Source organism: Actinoplanes sp. NPDC051537 (assembly GCF_055586105.1).
In genome coordinates this window covers 215,747-231,937 of sequence record NZ_JBVJIU010000016.1, presented here as the reverse complement: position 1 = coordinate 231,937, position 16,191 = coordinate 215,747, and the positions used below count along the sequence as shown (strand labels likewise).

The 16,191-nt window shown below is 70.2% G+C and carries 17 protein-coding genes and 2 riboswitches; of the genes, 9 read left to right on the top strand and 8 right to left on the bottom strand.

What is annotated here, in order from left to right; genetic code table 11:
• Window positions 1-208: 208 nt before the first annotated feature.
• Both ACZ6TB_RS35050 and ACZ6TB_RS35045 read left to right on the top strand, forming a co-directional pair.
• On the top strand, window positions 209-682 hold the full coding sequence (locus ACZ6TB_RS35050) for a cysteine dioxygenase (protein ID WP_465561871.1): 474 nt from the start codon (window positions 209-211) through the stop codon (window positions 680-682).
• A complete protein-coding gene (locus ACZ6TB_RS35045) occupies window positions 676-1,083 on the top strand; it encodes a rhodanese-like domain-containing protein (protein ID WP_465561869.1) in 408 nt (135 codons plus the stop codon). The genes ACZ6TB_RS35050 and ACZ6TB_RS35045 overlap by 7 nt, the downstream gene beginning before the upstream one ends.
• On the opposite strand, the gene ACZ6TB_RS35040 is transcribed toward ACZ6TB_RS35045, so the two are convergent.
• Window positions 1,080-2,747: an MFS transporter gene (locus ACZ6TB_RS35040; RefSeq protein ID WP_465561867.1), complete on the bottom strand. Its 1,668-nt coding sequence runs from the start codon at window positions 2,745-2,747 to the stop codon at window positions 1,080-1,082. The genes ACZ6TB_RS35045 and ACZ6TB_RS35040 overlap by 4 nt on opposite strands.
• An 87-nt stretch (window positions 2,748-2,834) precedes the next feature.
• Between ACZ6TB_RS35040 and ACZ6TB_RS35035 the strand changes: the two genes are divergently transcribed.
• Both ACZ6TB_RS35035 and ACZ6TB_RS35030 read left to right on the top strand, forming a co-directional pair.
• Window positions 2,835-3,548, top strand: a complete 714-nt coding sequence (locus tag ACZ6TB_RS35035; protein WP_465561865.1) for a TetR/AcrR family transcriptional regulator — start codon at window positions 2,835-2,837, stop codon at window positions 3,546-3,548.
• A gap of 81 nt (window positions 3,549-3,629) precedes the next feature.
• Entirely contained in the window at window positions 3,630-5,165 is a 1,536-nt protein-coding gene (locus ACZ6TB_RS35030; RefSeq protein ID WP_465561863.1) for a GGDEF domain-containing protein, read from the top strand.
• A gap of 8 nt (window positions 5,166-5,173) precedes the next feature.
• Here the strand turns inward: ACZ6TB_RS35030 and ACZ6TB_RS35025 are convergent, their stop codons facing one another.
• The 3 genes from ACZ6TB_RS35025 to pnuC are packed head-to-tail and all read right to left on the bottom strand — an operon-like array spanning window position 5,174 to window position 7,435.
• Window positions 5,174-5,725 carry a hypothetical protein gene (locus ACZ6TB_RS35025; RefSeq protein ID WP_465561861.1) on the bottom strand — a complete coding sequence of 184 codons (552 nt, stop codon included), beginning with the start codon at window positions 5,723-5,725 and terminating at the stop codon, window positions 5,174-5,176.
• A 19-nt stretch (window positions 5,726-5,744) separates the two neighbouring features.
• Entirely contained in the window at window positions 5,745-6,830 is a 1,086-nt protein-coding gene (locus tag ACZ6TB_RS35020; protein ID WP_465561859.1) for an AAA family ATPase, read from the bottom strand.
• On the bottom strand, window positions 6,827-7,435 hold the full coding sequence (gene pnuC, locus ACZ6TB_RS35015; RefSeq protein ID WP_465561857.1) for a nicotinamide riboside transporter PnuC: 609 nt from the start codon (window positions 7,433-7,435) through the stop codon (window positions 6,827-6,829). The genes ACZ6TB_RS35020 and pnuC overlap by 4 nt, the downstream gene beginning before the upstream one ends.
• Window positions 7,436-7,705: 270 nt before the next feature.
• Between pnuC and ACZ6TB_RS35010 the strand changes: the two genes are divergently transcribed.
• Entirely contained in the window at window positions 7,706-8,284 is a 579-nt protein-coding gene (locus tag ACZ6TB_RS35010) for a GrpB family protein (protein WP_465561855.1), read from the top strand.
• On the opposite strand, the gene ACZ6TB_RS35005 is transcribed toward ACZ6TB_RS35010, so the two are convergent.
• Entirely contained in the window at window positions 8,226-9,233 is a 1,008-nt protein-coding gene (locus tag ACZ6TB_RS35005; protein WP_465561853.1) for a LacI family DNA-binding transcriptional regulator, read from the bottom strand. The two genes, ACZ6TB_RS35010 and ACZ6TB_RS35005, sit on opposite strands and share 59 nt — an antisense overlap.
• Window positions 9,234-9,307: 74 nt before the next feature.
• Between ACZ6TB_RS35005 and ACZ6TB_RS35000 the strand changes: the two genes are divergently transcribed.
• Complete coding sequence (locus tag ACZ6TB_RS35000) at window positions 9,308-10,720, top strand: MFS transporter (protein WP_465561851.1); 1,413 nt, start codon at window positions 9,308-9,310, stop codon at window positions 10,718-10,720.
• On the opposite strand, the gene ACZ6TB_RS34995 is transcribed toward ACZ6TB_RS35000, so the two are convergent.
• Both ACZ6TB_RS34995 and ACZ6TB_RS34990 read right to left on the bottom strand, forming a co-directional pair.
• Complete coding sequence (locus ACZ6TB_RS34995) at window positions 10,613-10,969, bottom strand: Atu4866 domain-containing protein (RefSeq protein WP_465561849.1); 357 nt, start codon at window positions 10,967-10,969, stop codon at window positions 10,613-10,615. The two genes, ACZ6TB_RS35000 and ACZ6TB_RS34995, sit on opposite strands and share 108 nt — an antisense overlap.
• Window positions 10,970-11,119: 150 nt before the next feature.
• Window positions 11,120-11,719 carry a TetR/AcrR family transcriptional regulator gene (locus ACZ6TB_RS34990; protein ID WP_465561848.1) on the bottom strand — a complete coding sequence of 200 codons (600 nt, stop codon included), beginning with the start codon at window positions 11,717-11,719 and terminating at the stop codon, window positions 11,120-11,122.
• A gap of 181 nt (window positions 11,720-11,900) precedes the next feature.
• On the opposite strand from ACZ6TB_RS34990, the gene ACZ6TB_RS34985 reads away from it, so the two are divergent.
• A complete protein-coding gene (locus ACZ6TB_RS34985; protein WP_465561846.1) occupies window positions 11,901-12,797 on the top strand; it encodes an ABC transporter permease in 897 nt (298 codons plus the stop codon).
• Window positions 12,790-13,566 carry an ABC transporter ATP-binding protein gene (locus ACZ6TB_RS34980; protein WP_465561844.1) on the top strand — a complete coding sequence of 259 codons (777 nt, stop codon included), beginning with the start codon at window positions 12,790-12,792 and terminating at the stop codon, window positions 13,564-13,566. The genes ACZ6TB_RS34985 and ACZ6TB_RS34980 overlap by 8 nt, the downstream gene beginning before the upstream one ends.
• Before the next feature lie 22 nt (window positions 13,567-13,588).
• On the opposite strand, the gene ACZ6TB_RS34975 is transcribed toward ACZ6TB_RS34980, so the two are convergent.
• Complete coding sequence (locus ACZ6TB_RS34975) at window positions 13,589-14,593, bottom strand: coiled-coil domain-containing protein (protein ID WP_465561842.1); 1,005 nt, start codon at window positions 14,591-14,593, stop codon at window positions 13,589-13,591.
• A 3-nt stretch (window positions 14,594-14,596) separates the two neighbouring features.
• A riboswitch (cyclic di-AMP (ydaO/yuaA leader) is annotated at window positions 14,597-14,732 on the bottom strand.
• A 209-nt stretch (window positions 14,733-14,941) separates the two neighbouring features.
• Window positions 14,942-15,078, top strand: a riboswitch (cyclic di-AMP (ydaO/yuaA leader).
• Window positions 15,079-15,087: 9 nt separating this feature from the next.
• Between ACZ6TB_RS34975 and ACZ6TB_RS34970 the strand changes: the two genes are divergently transcribed.
• On the top strand, window positions 15,088-16,131 hold the full coding sequence (locus tag ACZ6TB_RS34970; RefSeq protein WP_465561840.1) for a coiled-coil domain-containing protein: 1,044 nt from the start codon (window positions 15,088-15,090) through the stop codon (window positions 16,129-16,131).
• The last annotated feature ends 60 nt before the right edge of the window (window positions 16,132-16,191 follow it).

The following is a 16,191-nucleotide window of genomic DNA, read 5'->3' as shown; positions in this document are numbered from 1 at the left end:
GACGGGTATCCCTCTCGTCGCCGACCTGGCGACCGATCTGGCGCACTGCGCCAGCGCTTGCTGTCCTGGCTGACCAGCGCTTTCGAGTTTTACAGCACTGTTACGCCGACTTTCCGCCCGACCCGCCGAGCCAGGCGCTACCCTTGGCCGCGTTGTGGCGGTAAACCTATAGGACTGATGGGCAATGTATGCAAATCGAGGAGCTTCCGTGACCGCCGTCGACCTTCGCCTCGACCACCTCGCCATCGCCGCCCGCTACGCCGCGACCCCCGAGGACTGGCCGGTCGCCCCGCGCTTCAACCCGGTCGACCGCTGGTACCACCGTCTCGCGATCGCCGACGACCACGAGGTCTGGCTGCTCACCTGGCTGCCCGGGCAGGGCACCGACCTGCACGACCACGGCGGCTCGGCCGGCGCGTTCCACGTCTTCGCGGGCACGCTCACCGAGGACACCGTCGCGATCCCGGCCGGCGGCCCGGCCCGGATCACCGGCCGCGAGCTCGGCGAGGGCGCCGGCCGCCGGTTCGGCACCCGGCACATCCACCGGATCACCAACCGCTCGTCCCGGCCCGCGGTGAGCGTGCACGTGTACGGCCCGGCGCTGTCCACGATGACCCGGTACCGCTTCGGCGCCGGCGGCCTCGAGGTGCTGACCGTCGAGCAGGCCGGGGTGCAGTGGTGACCGCCGTCCTGACGCCCCCGCCCGGCTCGACCGGCATCGACGAGATCCTGGCCGGCGCCCGCGCCCGCCTGCGCCGCCTCGGCCCGCTCGAGACCGCCGCCGCGATCGGCGAGGGCGCCGTGCTGGTCGACATCCGCCCGGCCGCCCAGCGCGCCGAGTTCGGCGAGATCCCGGGCGCCGTGATCATCGAGCGGAACGTCCTGGAGTGGCGGCTCGACCCGCGCAGCGGCGCCCGGCTGCCGTTCGCCGACCGCTTCGACCTGCACGTGATCGTGACCTGCCAGGAGGGCTACACCAGCAGCCTGGCCGCCGCCGCGCTGCAGGACATCGGCCTGAGCCGGGCGACCGACCTCGCGGGCGGCTTCAAAGCCTGGCGCGAGGCCGGTCTCCCCACCATCTAGCTCGGCTGTTCCTCGTTCTCCGGCCGCGCCTTCTTCGGCAGCAGGAAGGCGAGGCCGAAGGCGAGCGCCAGCAGCACCATCGTCACGCCCGTGGTCCGGACCGTCGCGTCCTGGAAGCCGCCGCGCACCTGCTCCTGGGCGTAGGCCTGCACCTGCGGCGCCGGCGCCCCGGCGCCCTGACAGCTCGACGGCACCTTGTCGGGGTCGTTCTCCGCGGTGCGGTCGCGCAGGCAGTCCCGCAGGCCGGCCGCCACCGCGGGCTGCGCGTCGGCCGGCACCCCGGCCGTGGTGAGCACCGTGCGCAGCTCGCTCGCCGTGCCGTCCACATGGGACGTCACCTGGCCGGGCAGGATCGCGAAGAAGATCGTGCCGAGCACCGCGATGCCGAACGCCCCGCCGAGCTGCTGCACCGAGGTGAGCGCGCCCGACGCCGAGCCGGTCTCCTCGTCCTCGACGCCGGCCAGCACGATGTTGAAGAACGGCGCCATCGCGAGGCCCATGCCGGCGCCGTTCAACAGCAGCGCCGGAATCAGCTGGTACGGCGTGATGTCCGCCCCCGCGAGCCGAACGGTCAGCGCGAAGCCGGCCGTCCCCACGATCATCACGACCGTGCCGAACAGCAGCAGCTTGCGACCGAGCTTCTCGGCGAGCCCGGCCCCGGCCGCGACGAAGCCGGCGACCGTGCCGAGCGCCTGCGGCAGCGTGGTGAGGCCGGCCTTGAGCGGCGAGTAGCCGAGACCGATCTGGAGGTAGAAGGTGAAGACCAGGCCGGTGCCGATCAGCGCGCCGAAGAACACCAGGCCGACCGCGAGGCCGCCGGAGAACGCCCGCTTGCGGAACAGGCTCGGCGTGACCAGCGGGTCGAGGTGGTTGCGCTCGCGCCGGTTCTCGTACATCGCGAACAGGCCGAAGATGATGACGCCGGCGGCCAGCAGCACGAAGCACCACACCGGCCAGCCCAGCTCGCGGCCCTGCACCAGCGGGTAGAGCAGTAGGAACGCACCGACCGCGGCCAGCAGGACGCCGAGCAGGTCGAGCCGGGGCGCGCGCTCGCTCTTGAACTCGGGCAGGAACTTGACCGCCCCGAAGACCGCGAACAGCCCCAGCGGCAGGTTGATGAAGAAGATCATCCGCCAGCCGGCGTCGAAGTAGTTGGCGTCGACCAGCCAGCCGGCCAGGATCGGGCCGCCCACCGAGGACAGGCCCATCACCGGGCCGAACGCGCCGAACGCCTTGGCCTGCTCGGCCGGCGAGAACATCTGCTTGATCATGCCGAGGCCCTGGGGCAGCATCACGGCGCCGAACAAGCCCTGCACCGCCCGCCCGGCGATCAGCTCGACCGGCGTCTGGGCGATGCCGCAGGCCAGCGAGGCGAGCGTGAAGCCGGCCGCGCCGATCAGGAACATCCGGCGCCGGCCGTAGATGTCGCCCAGGCGGCCGCCGGTGAGCAGGCCGATGGCCATGGCCAGCGTGTACGCCGCGCCGAGCCACTGGATCAGGCTGTACGACCCGCCGAGCTCGGTGCGGATCGACGGCCCGGCGATGTTGGTGACCAGCGCGTCGAGCAGGTCCATCACCTCGACGGCCAGGATCACGAAGAGCGCGACCCAGCGATATCGGTACGCGGTCGCAGCGGTTGCCGTCTTCTCCAGTACGGCTTCCATGGGTACCCCCGGTTTGAACAGTGTTCGTTATCTACGAACACTGTTCTACTGGCGAACGGTGTTCGCGTCAAGGTAAATTGGGCGACGATGAAAGAGTCGCCGTTCCTGCGGCGGGCGATAAAACCCCAGCGCCCCGCCAAGTCCCCGCTCGGCCGTGCCGAGATCGTGCAGGCTGCCCTGCGCATCGTGAAGACCGAGGGCATCGACGGGGTCAGCATGCGGCGCCTCGCCGCCGAGTTCGAGACCGGCCCGTCCAGCCTCTACGCCCACGTGACGAGCAAGGACGAGCTGCTCCAGCTCATGTTCGACGAGATGTGCGGCCTCATGGAGCTGCCCGAGGCCGACCCCGCGCGGTGGAAGGAGCAGATCCGCCAGATCGCCCGCTCCGGCCACGAGGTGCTGCTCGACCACTACGACCTGGCCCGGGCCGCGCTCGCCACGATCCCCACCGGGCCCAACGCGATGCGCGTCTCCGACTTCATGCTCGGGCTGATGATCGGCGGCGGCGTCCCGCCCAAGATCGCGGCCTGGGCGATGGACCGCATCTTCCTTTACATCACCGCCGACGCGTACGAGATGTCGATCTGGCGCGGCACGGTCCAGGAGATCGGCTCGGACAAGGACTCGTTCGTCGAGGCGCTCAGCGACGACCTCACGGCGTACTTCGAGCAGCTCCCCGCGGAGCAATATCCGAACCTCAAGAGGTACGCGCGGGACATGGTCGGCGGCGGAAACGAGCAGCGCTTCGAGCTCGGGCTGGCGCTGCTCGTCGACGGCCTCGACAAATATGTCACGAAATGAGCGATCAACGACGTCTTCAACATCGACAATGCCTGGTCGTCACCCATAGTTGATCTGCACGGTTTTGTTGATACTGGTTCGATGGAAGGCCTGCCGGTCCCGGCTACCGCGTTCGGACCACTTCATCTGTACGCGCTCCGGGTGCACCGGCTCGCCAACACCGGTCACGGGCACGAGGCGCTCGCGGCCGCCGACGCGTACCTGGCCCTGGCCCGGCTCTGCGGCGATCGCCGTACGGTCCCGTTCCTGTTGCAGGGAAAGATGTACGCCAACCTGCACATGGGCCGTTTCCACGAGGGCGCCGAGCTCGCCCACGAACTGCTGCGGATGCACCGCGCGTCCGGATCGGCGCTCGGCGAGGCCAAGACCCTGTGCGATCTCGCGCACTTCGACGTGCTGCGCGCCCGCTACATCGACGCCATGCGCAACCTGGCCCGCGCCGCCGTGCTGCTGGACGGGCCGCACCCCGGCCGCGACCGGCGGATGTCCGCGCTCTGCAGTTTCGCCGAGGCCGCGACGGCGGCCGAGATGTACGAGATCGCGTCGGACAGCTACGAGGAGCTGAGCGAGGTCACCTCGGCGTTCGACCTGGTGCACGCCACCACGCTGCTGAACTGGGGCGTCCGGCTCGACCACATCGGCCGGCACGACGAGAGCGCCACCCGGCTGCGCCGCAGTGCCACGATCACCCGCCGGTACGTCGACCAGCGCCCCGACGACAGCGGCGCGACGGCGATGTTGGCGCTCGCGCTGGCCAAGCTCGGCGACGTGGTGCCGGCCGAGAAGCTGGCCCGCGAGGTGATCATGCCGTTGCGCGCGGCCGAGAGCTTCCAGTACGCCCGGATGGCACATCTCGCTCTCGGCATCGCGTTGCGGTCCCAGGGCGCACTGCCCGAGGCGAGGCGCGAGCTGGTGGCGGCGCGCGAGCTCTGCGCGTACGGCGCCCGCCCCGACGAAAAGACGCTCATCCGCTTCGAGCTGGCGCTGACCGCGCTCGAGCAGGACGACGGCCAGGCGAGCCGGGACATGTTCGACGCGGTCGAGGGCCAGGCCCGCGAGCTGTGGCGGGTGCGCCTGCAGCGGCTCGCCATGCTGCGGCAGGCTCGCCAGCAGGAGGAGGCGGAGTCGGCGCGGGCCCGGGCCGAGCGCGAGGTGCTGCGCGACCCGCTCACCAAGCTCGGCAATCGCCGCCGCTTCGACCTGCTGCTGGACCGCATCGACTCGGGCCGGCTCGCGGCCCCGCTGGTCCTGCTGCTGGTCGACGTCGACCATTTCAAGGCGGTCAACGACGCGTACTCGCACACGGTGGGCGACCACGCGCTGCGCGAGGTGGCCCGCATCCTGCGCGCCCAGTGCCGCGCCGACGACGTGCCGGTCCGCTACGCCGGCGACGAGTTCACCGTCTTCCTGCGCGGCGACCTCCCGATCGGCCGCGAGGTGGCGGAACGCATCCGCGCCGCGGTCGAGCGATCCGACATCATCCCGGGCGTGCGCCTCACGGTGAGCGTCGGCCTGGCCACCCTGACTCCCGAAATGACCGGCGAGACGTTGTTCCGAGCCGCCGACGATCGCCTCTACGCAGCCAAGTTCAGCGGCCGAAACACCATCGCCTCCTGACCGCTCGGCTACAAGGGCTTCACCACGCCGGACTTGCCGCTGTAGAGGCTTCGGCTGTTGTCGGGGGCCCGCGGCGTGTCCGGGGCGTCCAGCCAGATGATGTAGGGCGCGCCCGGGGTCAGGCCCGTGAGGGTGGTGGAGACGGTGCAACCGGCGCCGGCCGGGACGGTTGTCCAGCTCGGTTCCGGCTGCGGGCCCTTCACCAGGCCCTGCGGCACCGCGGTGATGCGGTAGTACGAGCCGTAGGCCGAGGGCCACTCGACCTTGAAGCCGCCCGCTACCGGGGTGACGACCATCGGGATCAGCACGAGGCCGGTGTCCGGAAAGCCGATCGCGCAGGCCGAGCTCGTCGGCAGGTAGGACACCGAGGGCAGGGCGGGCGGCGGCGTGCCGGTGAATCGCGCGGCGCCCTTGCTCGGCGTGGGGTTGCCCGAGTCGTACAGCACCCAGGGCGCCTGCGTCGCGGTCACGGACGGCGTGGCGGTCGGCGAGGTCTTGCTGCCGCAGCCGGTCAGCGCGAGCGGGAGGGCGAGCGCCGCCACCGCGAGCACGAACCGCATGCGACCCCTTTCCGCGTCCCTACCTTCCGATCGGCCTCGGCGCGCGAGCGCTTAGCGGCGGCGCGAACGCCCAACCCTCCGCGAGCAACTCGTCGGTCGCCCGCACTGCCGCCCGCAGGCGCTCGCCGAACCTTCCGCTCAATTCCCGGTGTCGTACGCCGTGAGCAGCCAATTCCTCACGAAAGCGACCGGTCATCCACCGCCGGAGGTGCTCGCCGTCCCGCAGACCGTCGTCCTCGAACGGCACGCCGTCGTCGTCCGTGAGCAGATAAAGATCAGGGCGGCGGACTTGATCGCGTACGGCCGCCGAAGTTGTTCCCAGATAGCGTTCCTCCCAGATCGTGGTCGCGAACGCGTCCGTGTCGCCGAAGAGCACCGGTGAGCCCGACCGGGCCGCCGCGTCCTCCGCGGCGTTCTGCGCCGCCGCGACCGCCGCGAAGTCCGCCCGGTCCCAGTTCACGTCGAAGATCGTCGCCCCCGGACCGAGCGCGGCCAGCTTGCGCTCGGTCAGCTCCCGGCCGAACTCGGGCACCCATCGCGTCGCCGACCAGACCCCGCCGCGCAGCCGGTAGTGCCGGGCCAGCGCCCGCGCCATCGTCGTGGTCCCGGTCGACTCGGCGCCGACCACGACGACCCGCTTCGCCAGCCAGCCGCGCACGCCGGCCCCGAGATGGCGCCAGTTCCCGATCGGGTCCGCCCGCACGGCCGTCCCCGAGACCGGCACCCGTTCCCGCCCGAGGTCGACGATCACCGGCTCGGCGTGGAAGCGGGCGGCGAGCTCCACCCCGTACGCCTCGGAGGAGAACACCGCATCGACCCGCTCGGCGCCCACCGCCGCCCGGAAGACCGTCATGTGCAGCTCCCAGACCGCCGGGTCGTCGTAGTCGATCGGGTGGTCGTCGTGCACGCCCACGAACCGCACGTCCGGCCCGTGCGCCGCCCGCAGCCAGTCGAGCCGCAGGTCGAGCGGCACGGTCTCGCCCGAGGACGGCGCGACCACGACCGTCAGCCGATCGCACCTGCTCGCGGCGGCGTCGATCAGGGCGTGGTGCCCCGCGTGCGGCGGATAGAACTTCCCGACGATCAGCCCGTGCCCGTACGTCACCGTTCCTCCTTGGCGGCTTGCCACGAACGCAGACCGGCGACGCAGAGGACGAGGAAGGCGACGTACAGGATCGCCGTGAGCCAGAGGTCCTTGTAGCCGTAGAGCGGAATGTAGATCAGGTCGGCCGCGATCCAGAGCCACCAGTTCTCCACCAGCTTGCGCGTCTGCCCATAGGTGGCGAGCAGCGACAGCGCGGTGGTGACGGCATCGGCCAGCGGCACGGTCGAGCCGGTGAGCCGATCGAGGAACAGCCAGAGCCCCGCGGTGAGCAGCAGTCCCGCCACGGCCAGCGCCCGCCACTCGGGCCCGGTGGTCGCCCGGACCACGAGACGGCCGCGCCGCTCGCCGCCGTAGAGCCAGGCCCACCACCCGTACAGCCCGAGCACCACGTAGACGATCTGCAGGCTCGCGTCGGCGTAGAGGCCGGCCGACCAGAACACGACCATGAGCAGCAGAACGTTGAGAATGCCGAGCGGCCAGTTGAGAACGTGCTGCCGCACGAGCAGGCCCACGTTGACCAGCCCGGTCGCGAAGCCGAGCAGCTCGGCCCAGGTGGTCGAGGCCCCGAACGCACTGAACGCGGCGCTGGTCAGCCAATCGATCATCAGCCGAGCATGCCCGTTGTCGAGCGGGCCCCCGCGACCGCCCCGCCCGCGATCGCCCCGCTCGCGATCGCCCCGCTCGCGACCGCCGGCCCCGCGACCGCCCGGCAACCCGACCGGCCCGCTCCACGCCCGCGCCGGCTCCCGCCACCTAACCCACCCCGCCCCGGCGCCGGCTCCCGCCACCTAACCCACCCCGTAACTGGGTGGGGTGAGATTACGGCGCACCTATGACATTTTTCGGCGGCTATCCCCAGGTGGGACGATCCGGTCGTGGACAACCTCACCGCCGCGGGTCTGGGGCTTGACTACGGCGCTCTTCGGTTGGGCCGCACGACCGCGGCTTGGCTGGATGCCGGCGTCGCGCTGACGACGCGAGTGGGCGAAGTCCTCGGTGACCTCGCGGTGGAGGTGCGGCCGGTCGGCTCTTCGTCGGTTCTCGGGCTCCTCGCCAAGCCGATCATCGACCTGGCCGTCGGGCTCGGCACCATGGAGGCCCTCGCGGCCGTGACGGCGCGGCTTGAGACCGAGGGGTGGATCTACCGGGGGGATGCGGGCGAGCACGGCGGCCACGTCTTCGTGCTCGAGAGCCGGCCCTGGCATCGGGTCGCCCATCTGCACGTGGTCGACCACGACGGCGATCAGTGGCGCGCCTACCTGCGCTTTCGTGAGGTCCTCGGCCGCAACCCGGAGGCCCGGGAACGCTACGAGGCGGTGAAGCTGAGGCTGGCCGAGCAGCGACCGGTGGATCGGAAGGCGTACACCGACAGCAAGACGGCGGTCGTGGCGGCGATCATCCGGGACCATCCGCCGGGCCCGTGGTGCCGCGGACGACCAGGCGCGGGGACGTGACCACCTCGCGGTGGGCGATGTTCGCGCCGGCCACCCGCTCGACCGCCCGCGAGACGGCGAGCGTCGTCATGGTGTCGATGTCCTGGGCGACGGTCGTCAGGTCGATGTGGGCGAGCCGGCTGAAGCTGCTGTCGTCGTAGCCGACCACGCTGATGTCCCGGGGCACGTCGAGGCCGCCGCGGCGCAGGCCGTCGAGCAGGCCGGTCGCGCTCAGGTCGTTGAACATCGTGACCGCCGTGGGCGGATCGTCCAGCAGCTCCCGGGCCGCCCGGGCGCCGTCCTCCTCGCCCGAGCCGCCGGCGATCACCCGGATGTGCTCGGCCAGGCCGTGCCGGGTCATCGCGTCGCGGTAACCCTGCCGCCGCTCGGCCGAGGCCACCCAGCGGGCGCCGTCGACGTGGGCGATGCGGCGGTGGCCCAGCTCGACCAGGTGGTCGACGGCCAGGTGCAGGCCCCGCGAGTCGTCGGTGCGCACCACGTCGACGGCCTTGTGCCGGATCGCGCGGAACATCGCCACCACCGGCATGCGGACCGTCAGCTCGGCCAGCTCGGCGGTGGAGATCAGCGGGCCGAGCAGGATCAGGGCGGCGCAGCGGTCGCGGAGCAGGCCGTCGATCGCGGTGCGCTCGTCGCGGCGCGGGGTGACGGCGCTCAGGGTCAGCTCGTGGCCGACCTTTCCCGCCGCGTCGTAGAGGCCGGTGAGCACGTCGTCGTGGAACGGATGCTGGACGCCGAAGACCACGCCGAGCAGCCGGCTCTCGCCGCTGCGGAGCAACCGGGCCCGGCTGTCGGGCTGGTAGCCGAGCCGCCGGGCGACCTCGAGCACCCGCGCGCGGGTGGCCGCGCCGGCGCCGGGCGCCTCCCGCATCACGATCGAGACCAGCGCGACCGAGACGCCGGCCTCGGCGGCGACGTCGGCCAGCGTGGGCCGCCGCTCCCCTGTTCGCATGAAACCGAACTTTAACCTGTGATCACTAGAACGTTCTATGACGCCACGCTCTAGAACGTTCTAGCCTTCATCACGTGGAGAAACTTACCGCCGGCCGCCGCCGGGCGGCCCTGGCCGCCCTCGCGCTGGGCGGCTTCGGCCTGGGCCTGACCGAGTTCGTGGCGATGGGACTGCTGCCCGACATGGCCCGCGATCTACTGCCGGCGGAGTACGCCCATTCGAGCGCCGACGCGGTCGCGAAGGCCGGCTGGATGATCACCGTCTACGCCCTCGGCGTGGTGGCCGGCGCGCCGACGATCGCGGCCCTCACCGCCCGGGTGCCCCGCCGGCGGCTGGTGGTCGGGCTGCTCGGCCTGTTCGTGGCCGGCACGGTCGCCTCGGCGCTGGCGCCCACGTTCGAGCTCGTCCTGGCCGGCCGGTTCGTGGCGGCGCTCGCGCACGGCGCCTACTTCGGGGCGGCCGGGCTGCTCGCCGCGGCCATGTTGCGCCCGGCCAGCGAGAAGCCGGCCAGCGAGCGGCCGGCCCGCGAGAAGCCGGCAAGCGAGAAGCCGGCCCGCCAGCAGCCGCACAGCGAGCGACCGCACAGCGAGCGACCGCACAGCGAGCGACCGCACAGCGAGCAGCCGCACAGCGAGCGGCCGAGCACCGAAGGGCGGGGCTTCTCGATCGTGCTCGGCGGCCTGACCGCGGCCAACGTCTTCGGCGTCCCGCTGATCACCGGCCTCGGGCAGGCGGCCGGCTGGCGGGCCGCCTACCTGGCGGTGGCCGGCGTCTTCGCGCTCACCCTGTTCGCCGTCCTGCTCGTCGTGCCCGAGGTGGCGGCCGCACCGGGCGGCTCGCCCCGGGACGAGCTGGCGGCCTTCCGGCTGCCCCAGGTCTGGCTCGCGGCCCTGGTCGCGGCGATCGGCTTCGGTGGCTTCTTCGCCGTCAACAGCTACATCGCGCCGATCACCACGCACGTCACCGGGCTGTCCGCCTCGGCCGTGCCCTGGGTGCTGGCGGTGATGGGCGTCGGCATGACGGTCGGCAACGCGGTCGGCGGCGTCGCGGCCGACCGCAACCTGCGGCGCAGCGTGCTGCTGGGCTTCGGCGGGATCATCGCGGCGGTGGCGTTCTTCGGCCTCGCCGCCGGGCACCCGGCCGGGCTCTTCGCCGGCGCGTTCCTGGTCGGCGCGGCCAGCCTCTTCGCCGGCCCGGCGCTGCAGGCCCGGCTCATCTCGGTGGCGCCCGGCGCCCAGCTGATGGGCGCGGCGGTCAACCAGTCGGCCAGCAACGTCGCGAACAGCGTGGGCGCGGGCCTGGGCGGCGCGGTCATCGCGGCCGGGTGGGGTTACCTGTCGTCGGCCTGGATCGGCGTGGCGCTGGGCGCGACCGGCCTGCTACTGGCCCTGCTGAGCTTTCGCCTGGACCGGAAGAGCGGGCCCGAGGCGGTACCCGGCCATCTCGAGCTGGCCCTCGCCCAGGGCCACCGCGGTGTACAGCCCTGACTCGTCGCTCAAGGTCATCGTGGCGCCGTCGATGGTGTAGGTGCCGTGAGCGTGGCGCCTGCGGCCGGCGACCTGCCCGTCGTACGTACCGTCGTCGAAGATGTCGAGCCGGACCGCGCCGTCCTGGCTCAGCCAGGCACCCACCGGCGCCGTGGTCCGCACCCGCGGGCGCGCGATCCGCAGGGACTCGGCGGGACGGCCGCCCATGAGGCGCTTGAACAGAGCGGCATCGACGTGGGGGGAACGCATGGCAGCTCCTCAAAAGCGAATCAGAAGCGAGTCAAAAGCGAGTCAGAAGCGAATCGGAAGCGAATCAAAGGCGCGTCAAAGGCAACCAGCGATGAAGATCGGCAGCAAGGAACGGGCCCGGAGTGCAACCGGGGTGCGGATGGGGTGCGTTCAGCTCGACGCGCGCAGGCCGGCGGTGACCGCGGCGATCATCTTCTCGAGGTAGTCGTCCCCGAGCGGGGTACGCGCGACCGCGAGCCGCCAGTACAGCGGCCCGAGAATCAGGTCGATCGCCACATCGGGGTCGGTGCCCGAGGGCAGCTCGCCGCGCGCCACGGCCTGGCCGATCAGCTTGTCGCCGACCGCCTGCTGGTGCGTGCGCAGCGCCTTCTGGAGGGTCTCGGCGATCTGCGGGTTCCGCGAGGCCTCGGCCATCAGGTCCGGGATGATCTGCGAGGCGATCCGGTGCTGGAGTGCCCGGCTTACGATCATCATGAGCAGCTGAAGATCACCTTCGAAGCTGCCGGTGTCCGGAAGGGGTACGCTTCGCCCCGCAACGTCGGAGACAATCTCGAGGACCATCTCGAGCTTGTTGCTCCATCGCCGGTAGACCGCGGTCTTACCGACGCCGGCGCGGCGGGCCACGGCCTCGATGGAGAGGCGGCCATATCCAACATCGGCCAGCTCCTGCATGACCGCGTTACGGATAGCCACGGTGATGTCGCCACGGAGCACGGCGGCCCCGGCTGGTGCTCGCTTAGCTGTCGCCACGTGTTCACTATACGCCAGGACGTAACGGTTGCGTTCCGCCGTTTGGTCGGTTAGATTCCTGGCACGTCGATACGAACCCGTTCCGTCGACAAACGGCTTGGCATGCTTGTCAGTTGTGTTCTCGCGGAAAGCACCAGGACCCGATTCCCCCGTCGGGCCGACGAGATCGGAGCACCACCCCATGGCTCAGACGACCGTCGTCGAGTCCTACGCCGGGCCCTCCGCCAAGGAGCTGGCCCGCAAACACGGACTAGGCGCCGCCGGACGGCTTCCCAGCCTGTCGGAATACACCCGGCAGCTCTGGGCCTACCGGCACTTCATCTGGGAGTTCGCGAGCGCCAAGGTCTCGGCCGCGCTGGGCAACACCCGGCTGGGCATGATCTGGCAGGTTCTGACCCCGCTGTTCAACGCCGGCGTTTACTACGTGATCTTCGGCGTGCTCCTGAACACCAAGCACGGCGTGACGAACTTCATCCCGTACCTGTGCACCGGTGTTTTCATCTTTGGCTACACCCAGTCCGTGGTGCAGGCCGGCGTTCAGGCGGTGAGCGGCAACCTCGGGCTGATCCGGGCCCTGCATTTCCCGCGGGCGAGCCTGCCGATCTCGATCGCCCTGGTCGAGGCGCGCAACATGATCGCCTCGATGGCCGTGCTCATCGCGATCGTGCTGTTCACGGGCGAGCCGATCACGATCGAGTGGCTGCTGATCCTGCCGGCCCTGATCCTTCAGACGATCTTCAACACCGGCTTCGCGATGTTCGTCGGCCGGCTCGGCTCCAAGCTGCACGACCTGCGCCAGCTGATCCCGTTCATCATGCGGGTCTGGATGTACGGGTCGGCCGTGCTCTACCCGGTGACCCAGTTCACCGAGCACCTGCACGGCTGGAAGCTGGCCCTGGTCCAGGCGAACCCGCTGCTCGTGTTCATCGAGCTCATGCGGCACGCGCTGATGGAGAACGTGGCGCTCGCCGGGTCGCCGCAGCGGCTCTGGACCCAGGCGTTCATCTGGGCGCTCGTGGTCGGCATCGGCGGGTACGCGTACTTCTGGCGTGGAGAGAAGGGTTACGGCCGTGGCTGACGAAGATCGCATCCCCACCGTCATCGCCGAGAACGCGCACATCATCTACCGCATCCACGGCTCGGTCTCGGCCGCGCAGAACTCGCCGCTGAGCAGCTTCAAGCGGCTGGTCACCCGCACCAAGAGCGCGGCGGTCCGCGAGGTGCACGCGGTCAAGGGCGCCAGCTTCGTCGCGTACAAGGGCGAGGCCATCGGCCTGATCGGCACGAACGGCTCGGGCAAGTCGACGCTGCTGCGGGCGATCGCCGGCCTGCTCCCGGTCGAGACCGGCGGCGCGATCTACGCGGCCGGCCAGCCCTCGCTGCTCGGCGTGAACGCGGCGCTGATGAACGACCTGTCCGGCGAGCGCAACGTGACGCTCGGCTGCCTGGCCATGGGCATGACCCCGGCCGAGGTCAAGGCCCAGGTCAACGACATCATCGAGTTCTCCGGCATCAACGAGCGGGGCGACTTCAGCTCGCTGCCGATGCGCACCTACTCGTCCGGCATGGGCGCCCGGCTGCGCTTCGCGATCGCCGCGGCCAAGAAGCACGACGTACTGCTCATCGACGAGGCGCTGGCCACCGGCGACGCGAAGTTCCGCAAGCGCAGCGAGCAGCGGGTTCGCGATCTGCGGGCCGAGGCCGGCACGGTCTTCCTGGTCAGCCACAGCGAGCAGTCGATCCGGGACACCTGCGAGCGCAGCATCTGGCTCGAGAGCGGCGTGATCAAGGCCGACGGCCCGACCGACGACGTGATGAAGGAGTACGAGGCCTTCGTGAAGAAGTAAGGCCCCGTACTCCCATAAATCCCTAAATCACCGACAGGTGTACGTGGTTCGTGTGATCGCTGGACGGATCGCCGTTGCCACCGCTGTACGCCTTCCAGCCGCTCGACGGTAGCCAGATCCGCCGGAACCAGATGACGTAGAGCACACCCAGCTTGCTGGAATTGTTGATGAAGTAGTTGGCCAGGTTGTTCCCGTACGTCTTGCTGGCGCCGGTCGCCACTCCGCCGAACCCGCCCTTGTCGGCCGCGAAGTCGCAGGCCCGGCCCTTGGGATGCTCGCCGCTGTTCTGCTCGCGCCAGCAGTGCACGTAGTGCGTGAACCCATCGGCCTGGGCCTGCCGCATCGCGAAGAGCAGGCGCTGGGTGATGCGGCCACCGCTGGTCGGGTCGTCCACCATGCCGCTGCCGCCCGAGAACGAGGACGCCGACTTGCTGCTGCCGCCGTCGCTGGGCTGCGGGTCGTCCTGCCCGGCGTTGGCCGCCTTCAGCGCGCTCTCGGCCTGAACCTTGCGCTTGGCCATCACGTTGACCTGCTTCTGCTGGTCACGAATGGTGGCGTCGATCGCCAGCTTGGCCTTGGCCTGCTCGTCACGGTTGGCCCGCAGGTCGGAGAGCGCCGCTTGCTGCTTGACCGCCACCGTCTCGAGCGTCTCGGCCCGGTCCAGGAAGCCGGCGCCCGAGCTGGCGGTGAGCAGCGCGCTCATCGGCCCGAGGCGACCGGACTTGTAGGCCTCCGTGACGATCTGGTCGACCGTCGCCTGAAGGGGAGCGACCTCGACGTCCAGCTGCTTGATCCGGGCGGTGAGCTGGGCCTGCTGGGTTTTCGAGGCGGCGAGCGCGTCCCGGGCCACGAGGTAGCCCTTGGAGGCCGCCTCGAGCTGCTGGATCAGCGTCTTGGAGCCGCCCTCGCCGTCGTCTCCGCTGTCGCCCGGCGCCGCGGCGGCCGGGGCCGCGAACGCGAGCCCGGCGACGGCCATCAGCAGGGCGAGCGTTGCCGCTAATCGGCGGCGGACAGTTTTGTGCCGCACACTCTTTCCTTCCGTCGGCCGCCGACCGAGTTAGCTGACGGGTTCGGGACGGAAGTTCCCTACCGCTCGCGCGGATTCACCCCAGGAGGAAACGTTTGGTTCCCCGGCTCGCCTCGCGGCGATTAGGCGGCGATCCCCGGCCGGGGATCGGGAACGACGATACCCAGAAGATCGATTGATCGACAGTTCTCGTACCGTATGCGATTGATTGATGACCATGGGTCACGTCATGACGGAAAGTGTTTGCCCGCTCACTGCATTCATCGATTATTGGACCCTGATGCGTTCCCGACTCTCGGGTAAACTCACCGACGGCTCTGCCGCCGAAGGCGCCGCCCCCGAGGCGCCGGCAGACCACCGCCTAATCGCCGCGAGGCGAGCCGGGGAACCAAACGTTCCTCAATGGGGTGAATCCGCGAGAGCGGTAGGGATCGCTTCCGTCCCGAACCCGTCAGCTAACCCGGTCGGCGGTTAACCGGAAGGAACCTGGCTGGATGACCGTACGAACCCGCCGGTGGCTCACGCTTGCCCTGGCGCCGCTCGTGGCTGTCTCGTTCCTGGCGGCGGCTCCGGCCGCCCCCGCGAGCGCCGACCCCGACACCTCCTCAGGGACGTCGGCGACTCCCGACGAGGGCGATGACGACATCGAGGCGAACGCGACGCTCAACGACGTGCTCGAGTCCTCGAACCGCAAGTACGTGCAGGCGAAGGCCGCGGTGACGAAGTCGACAGCGGCCCAGAAGCTGCTGGCCGTCCAGATCAACCTGGCCGAGGCCAAGCGCAACACGCTGATCCCCGAGGTCAACGCGATCGCCTCGCAGCAGTACCAGACCGGCCACCTCGGCGCCGCGAGCTTCCTGCTCGGCAGCCAGGGGTCGAGCGACTTCCTGAAGAAGGCGGTCTCCCTCGAGGAGATCAATACGCTGCACGACCGGAAGCTGCACGAGCTCAACGCGGCGATCGACGAGGTCAACAGCAAGAAGGCCGCGCTCGACGCCGAGGTGAAGGCGCAGAAGACGAGCCTGCTCGTGATGCAGAAGCAGAAGGACTCGGCCGAGAAGGCGCTGACGCTGGTCGGCGGGACGAGCCTCACCGGCGGCTTCGTCGACGCGGTGTCGAAGACCGCGGCGCCCGCCCCGCGTAACGCCGATGGCGGTTTCTCCCCGGAGAAATGCACCGTCAACGATCCCACCACCGACGGTTGCATCACCGCGCGTACATTGCACCTCTACCAAGAGGTGAAGAAGGCGGGCTTCAATCGCTTCGTCGGCTGTCACCGCAACGGCGGGCCGTTCGAGCATCCGAAGGGCCGGGCCTGCGACTGGTCCCTGCAGAAGAGCGGTTTCTCGAACGCGCACAACGCCGACATGAAGAATTACGGCAACAACCTGATGGCGTTCCTCGTGCGCAACGCCGACCGGTTGGGCATCTACTACGTCATCTGGTATCAGCAGATCTGGTTCCCGGCGACCGGCAAGTGGCACGCCTATCACGGTGTGAGCGCCCACAAGGACCACGTGCACGTATCCCTGCTGTAAGAGCCGAAAAGCGCCGAAACGACGAGGCCCTCCGCGACTTATCGCGGAGGGCCTCGTCGT

What these genes read in the sequence shown, in the direction of transcription:
- ACZ6TB_RS34995 (WP_465561849.1), bottom strand. Translation starts at nt 10,969, where the DNA reads ATGCGTTCCCCCCACGTCGATGCCGCTCTGTTCAAGCGCCTCATGGGC.
- ACZ6TB_RS34985 (WP_465561846.1), top strand. Translation starts at nt 11,901, where the DNA reads ATGGCTCAGACGACCGTCGTCGAGTCCTACGCCGGGCCCTCCGCCAAG.
- ACZ6TB_RS35025 (WP_465561861.1), bottom strand. Translation starts at nt 5,725, where the DNA reads ATGCGGTTCGTGCTCGCGGTGGCGGCGCTCGCCCTCCCGCTCGCGCTG.
- pnuC (WP_465561857.1), bottom strand. Translation starts at nt 7,435, where the DNA reads ATGATCGATTGGCTGACCAGCGCCGCGTTCAGTGCGTTCGGGGCCTCG.
- ACZ6TB_RS35040 (WP_465561867.1), bottom strand. Translation starts at nt 2,747, where the DNA reads ATGGAAGCCGTACTGGAGAAGACGGCAACCGCTGCGACCGCGTACCGA.
- ACZ6TB_RS34970 (WP_465561840.1), top strand. Translation starts at nt 15,088, where the DNA reads ATGACCGTACGAACCCGCCGGTGGCTCACGCTTGCCCTGGCGCCGCTC.
- ACZ6TB_RS35035 (WP_465561865.1), top strand. Translation starts at nt 2,835, where the DNA reads ATGAAAGAGTCGCCGTTCCTGCGGCGGGCGATAAAACCCCAGCGCCCC.
- ACZ6TB_RS35030 (WP_465561863.1), top strand. Translation starts at nt 3,630, where the DNA reads ATGGAAGGCCTGCCGGTCCCGGCTACCGCGTTCGGACCACTTCATCTG.
- ACZ6TB_RS35005 (WP_465561853.1), bottom strand. Translation starts at nt 9,233, where the DNA reads ATGCGAACAGGGGAGCGGCGGCCCACGCTGGCCGACGTCGCCGCCGAG.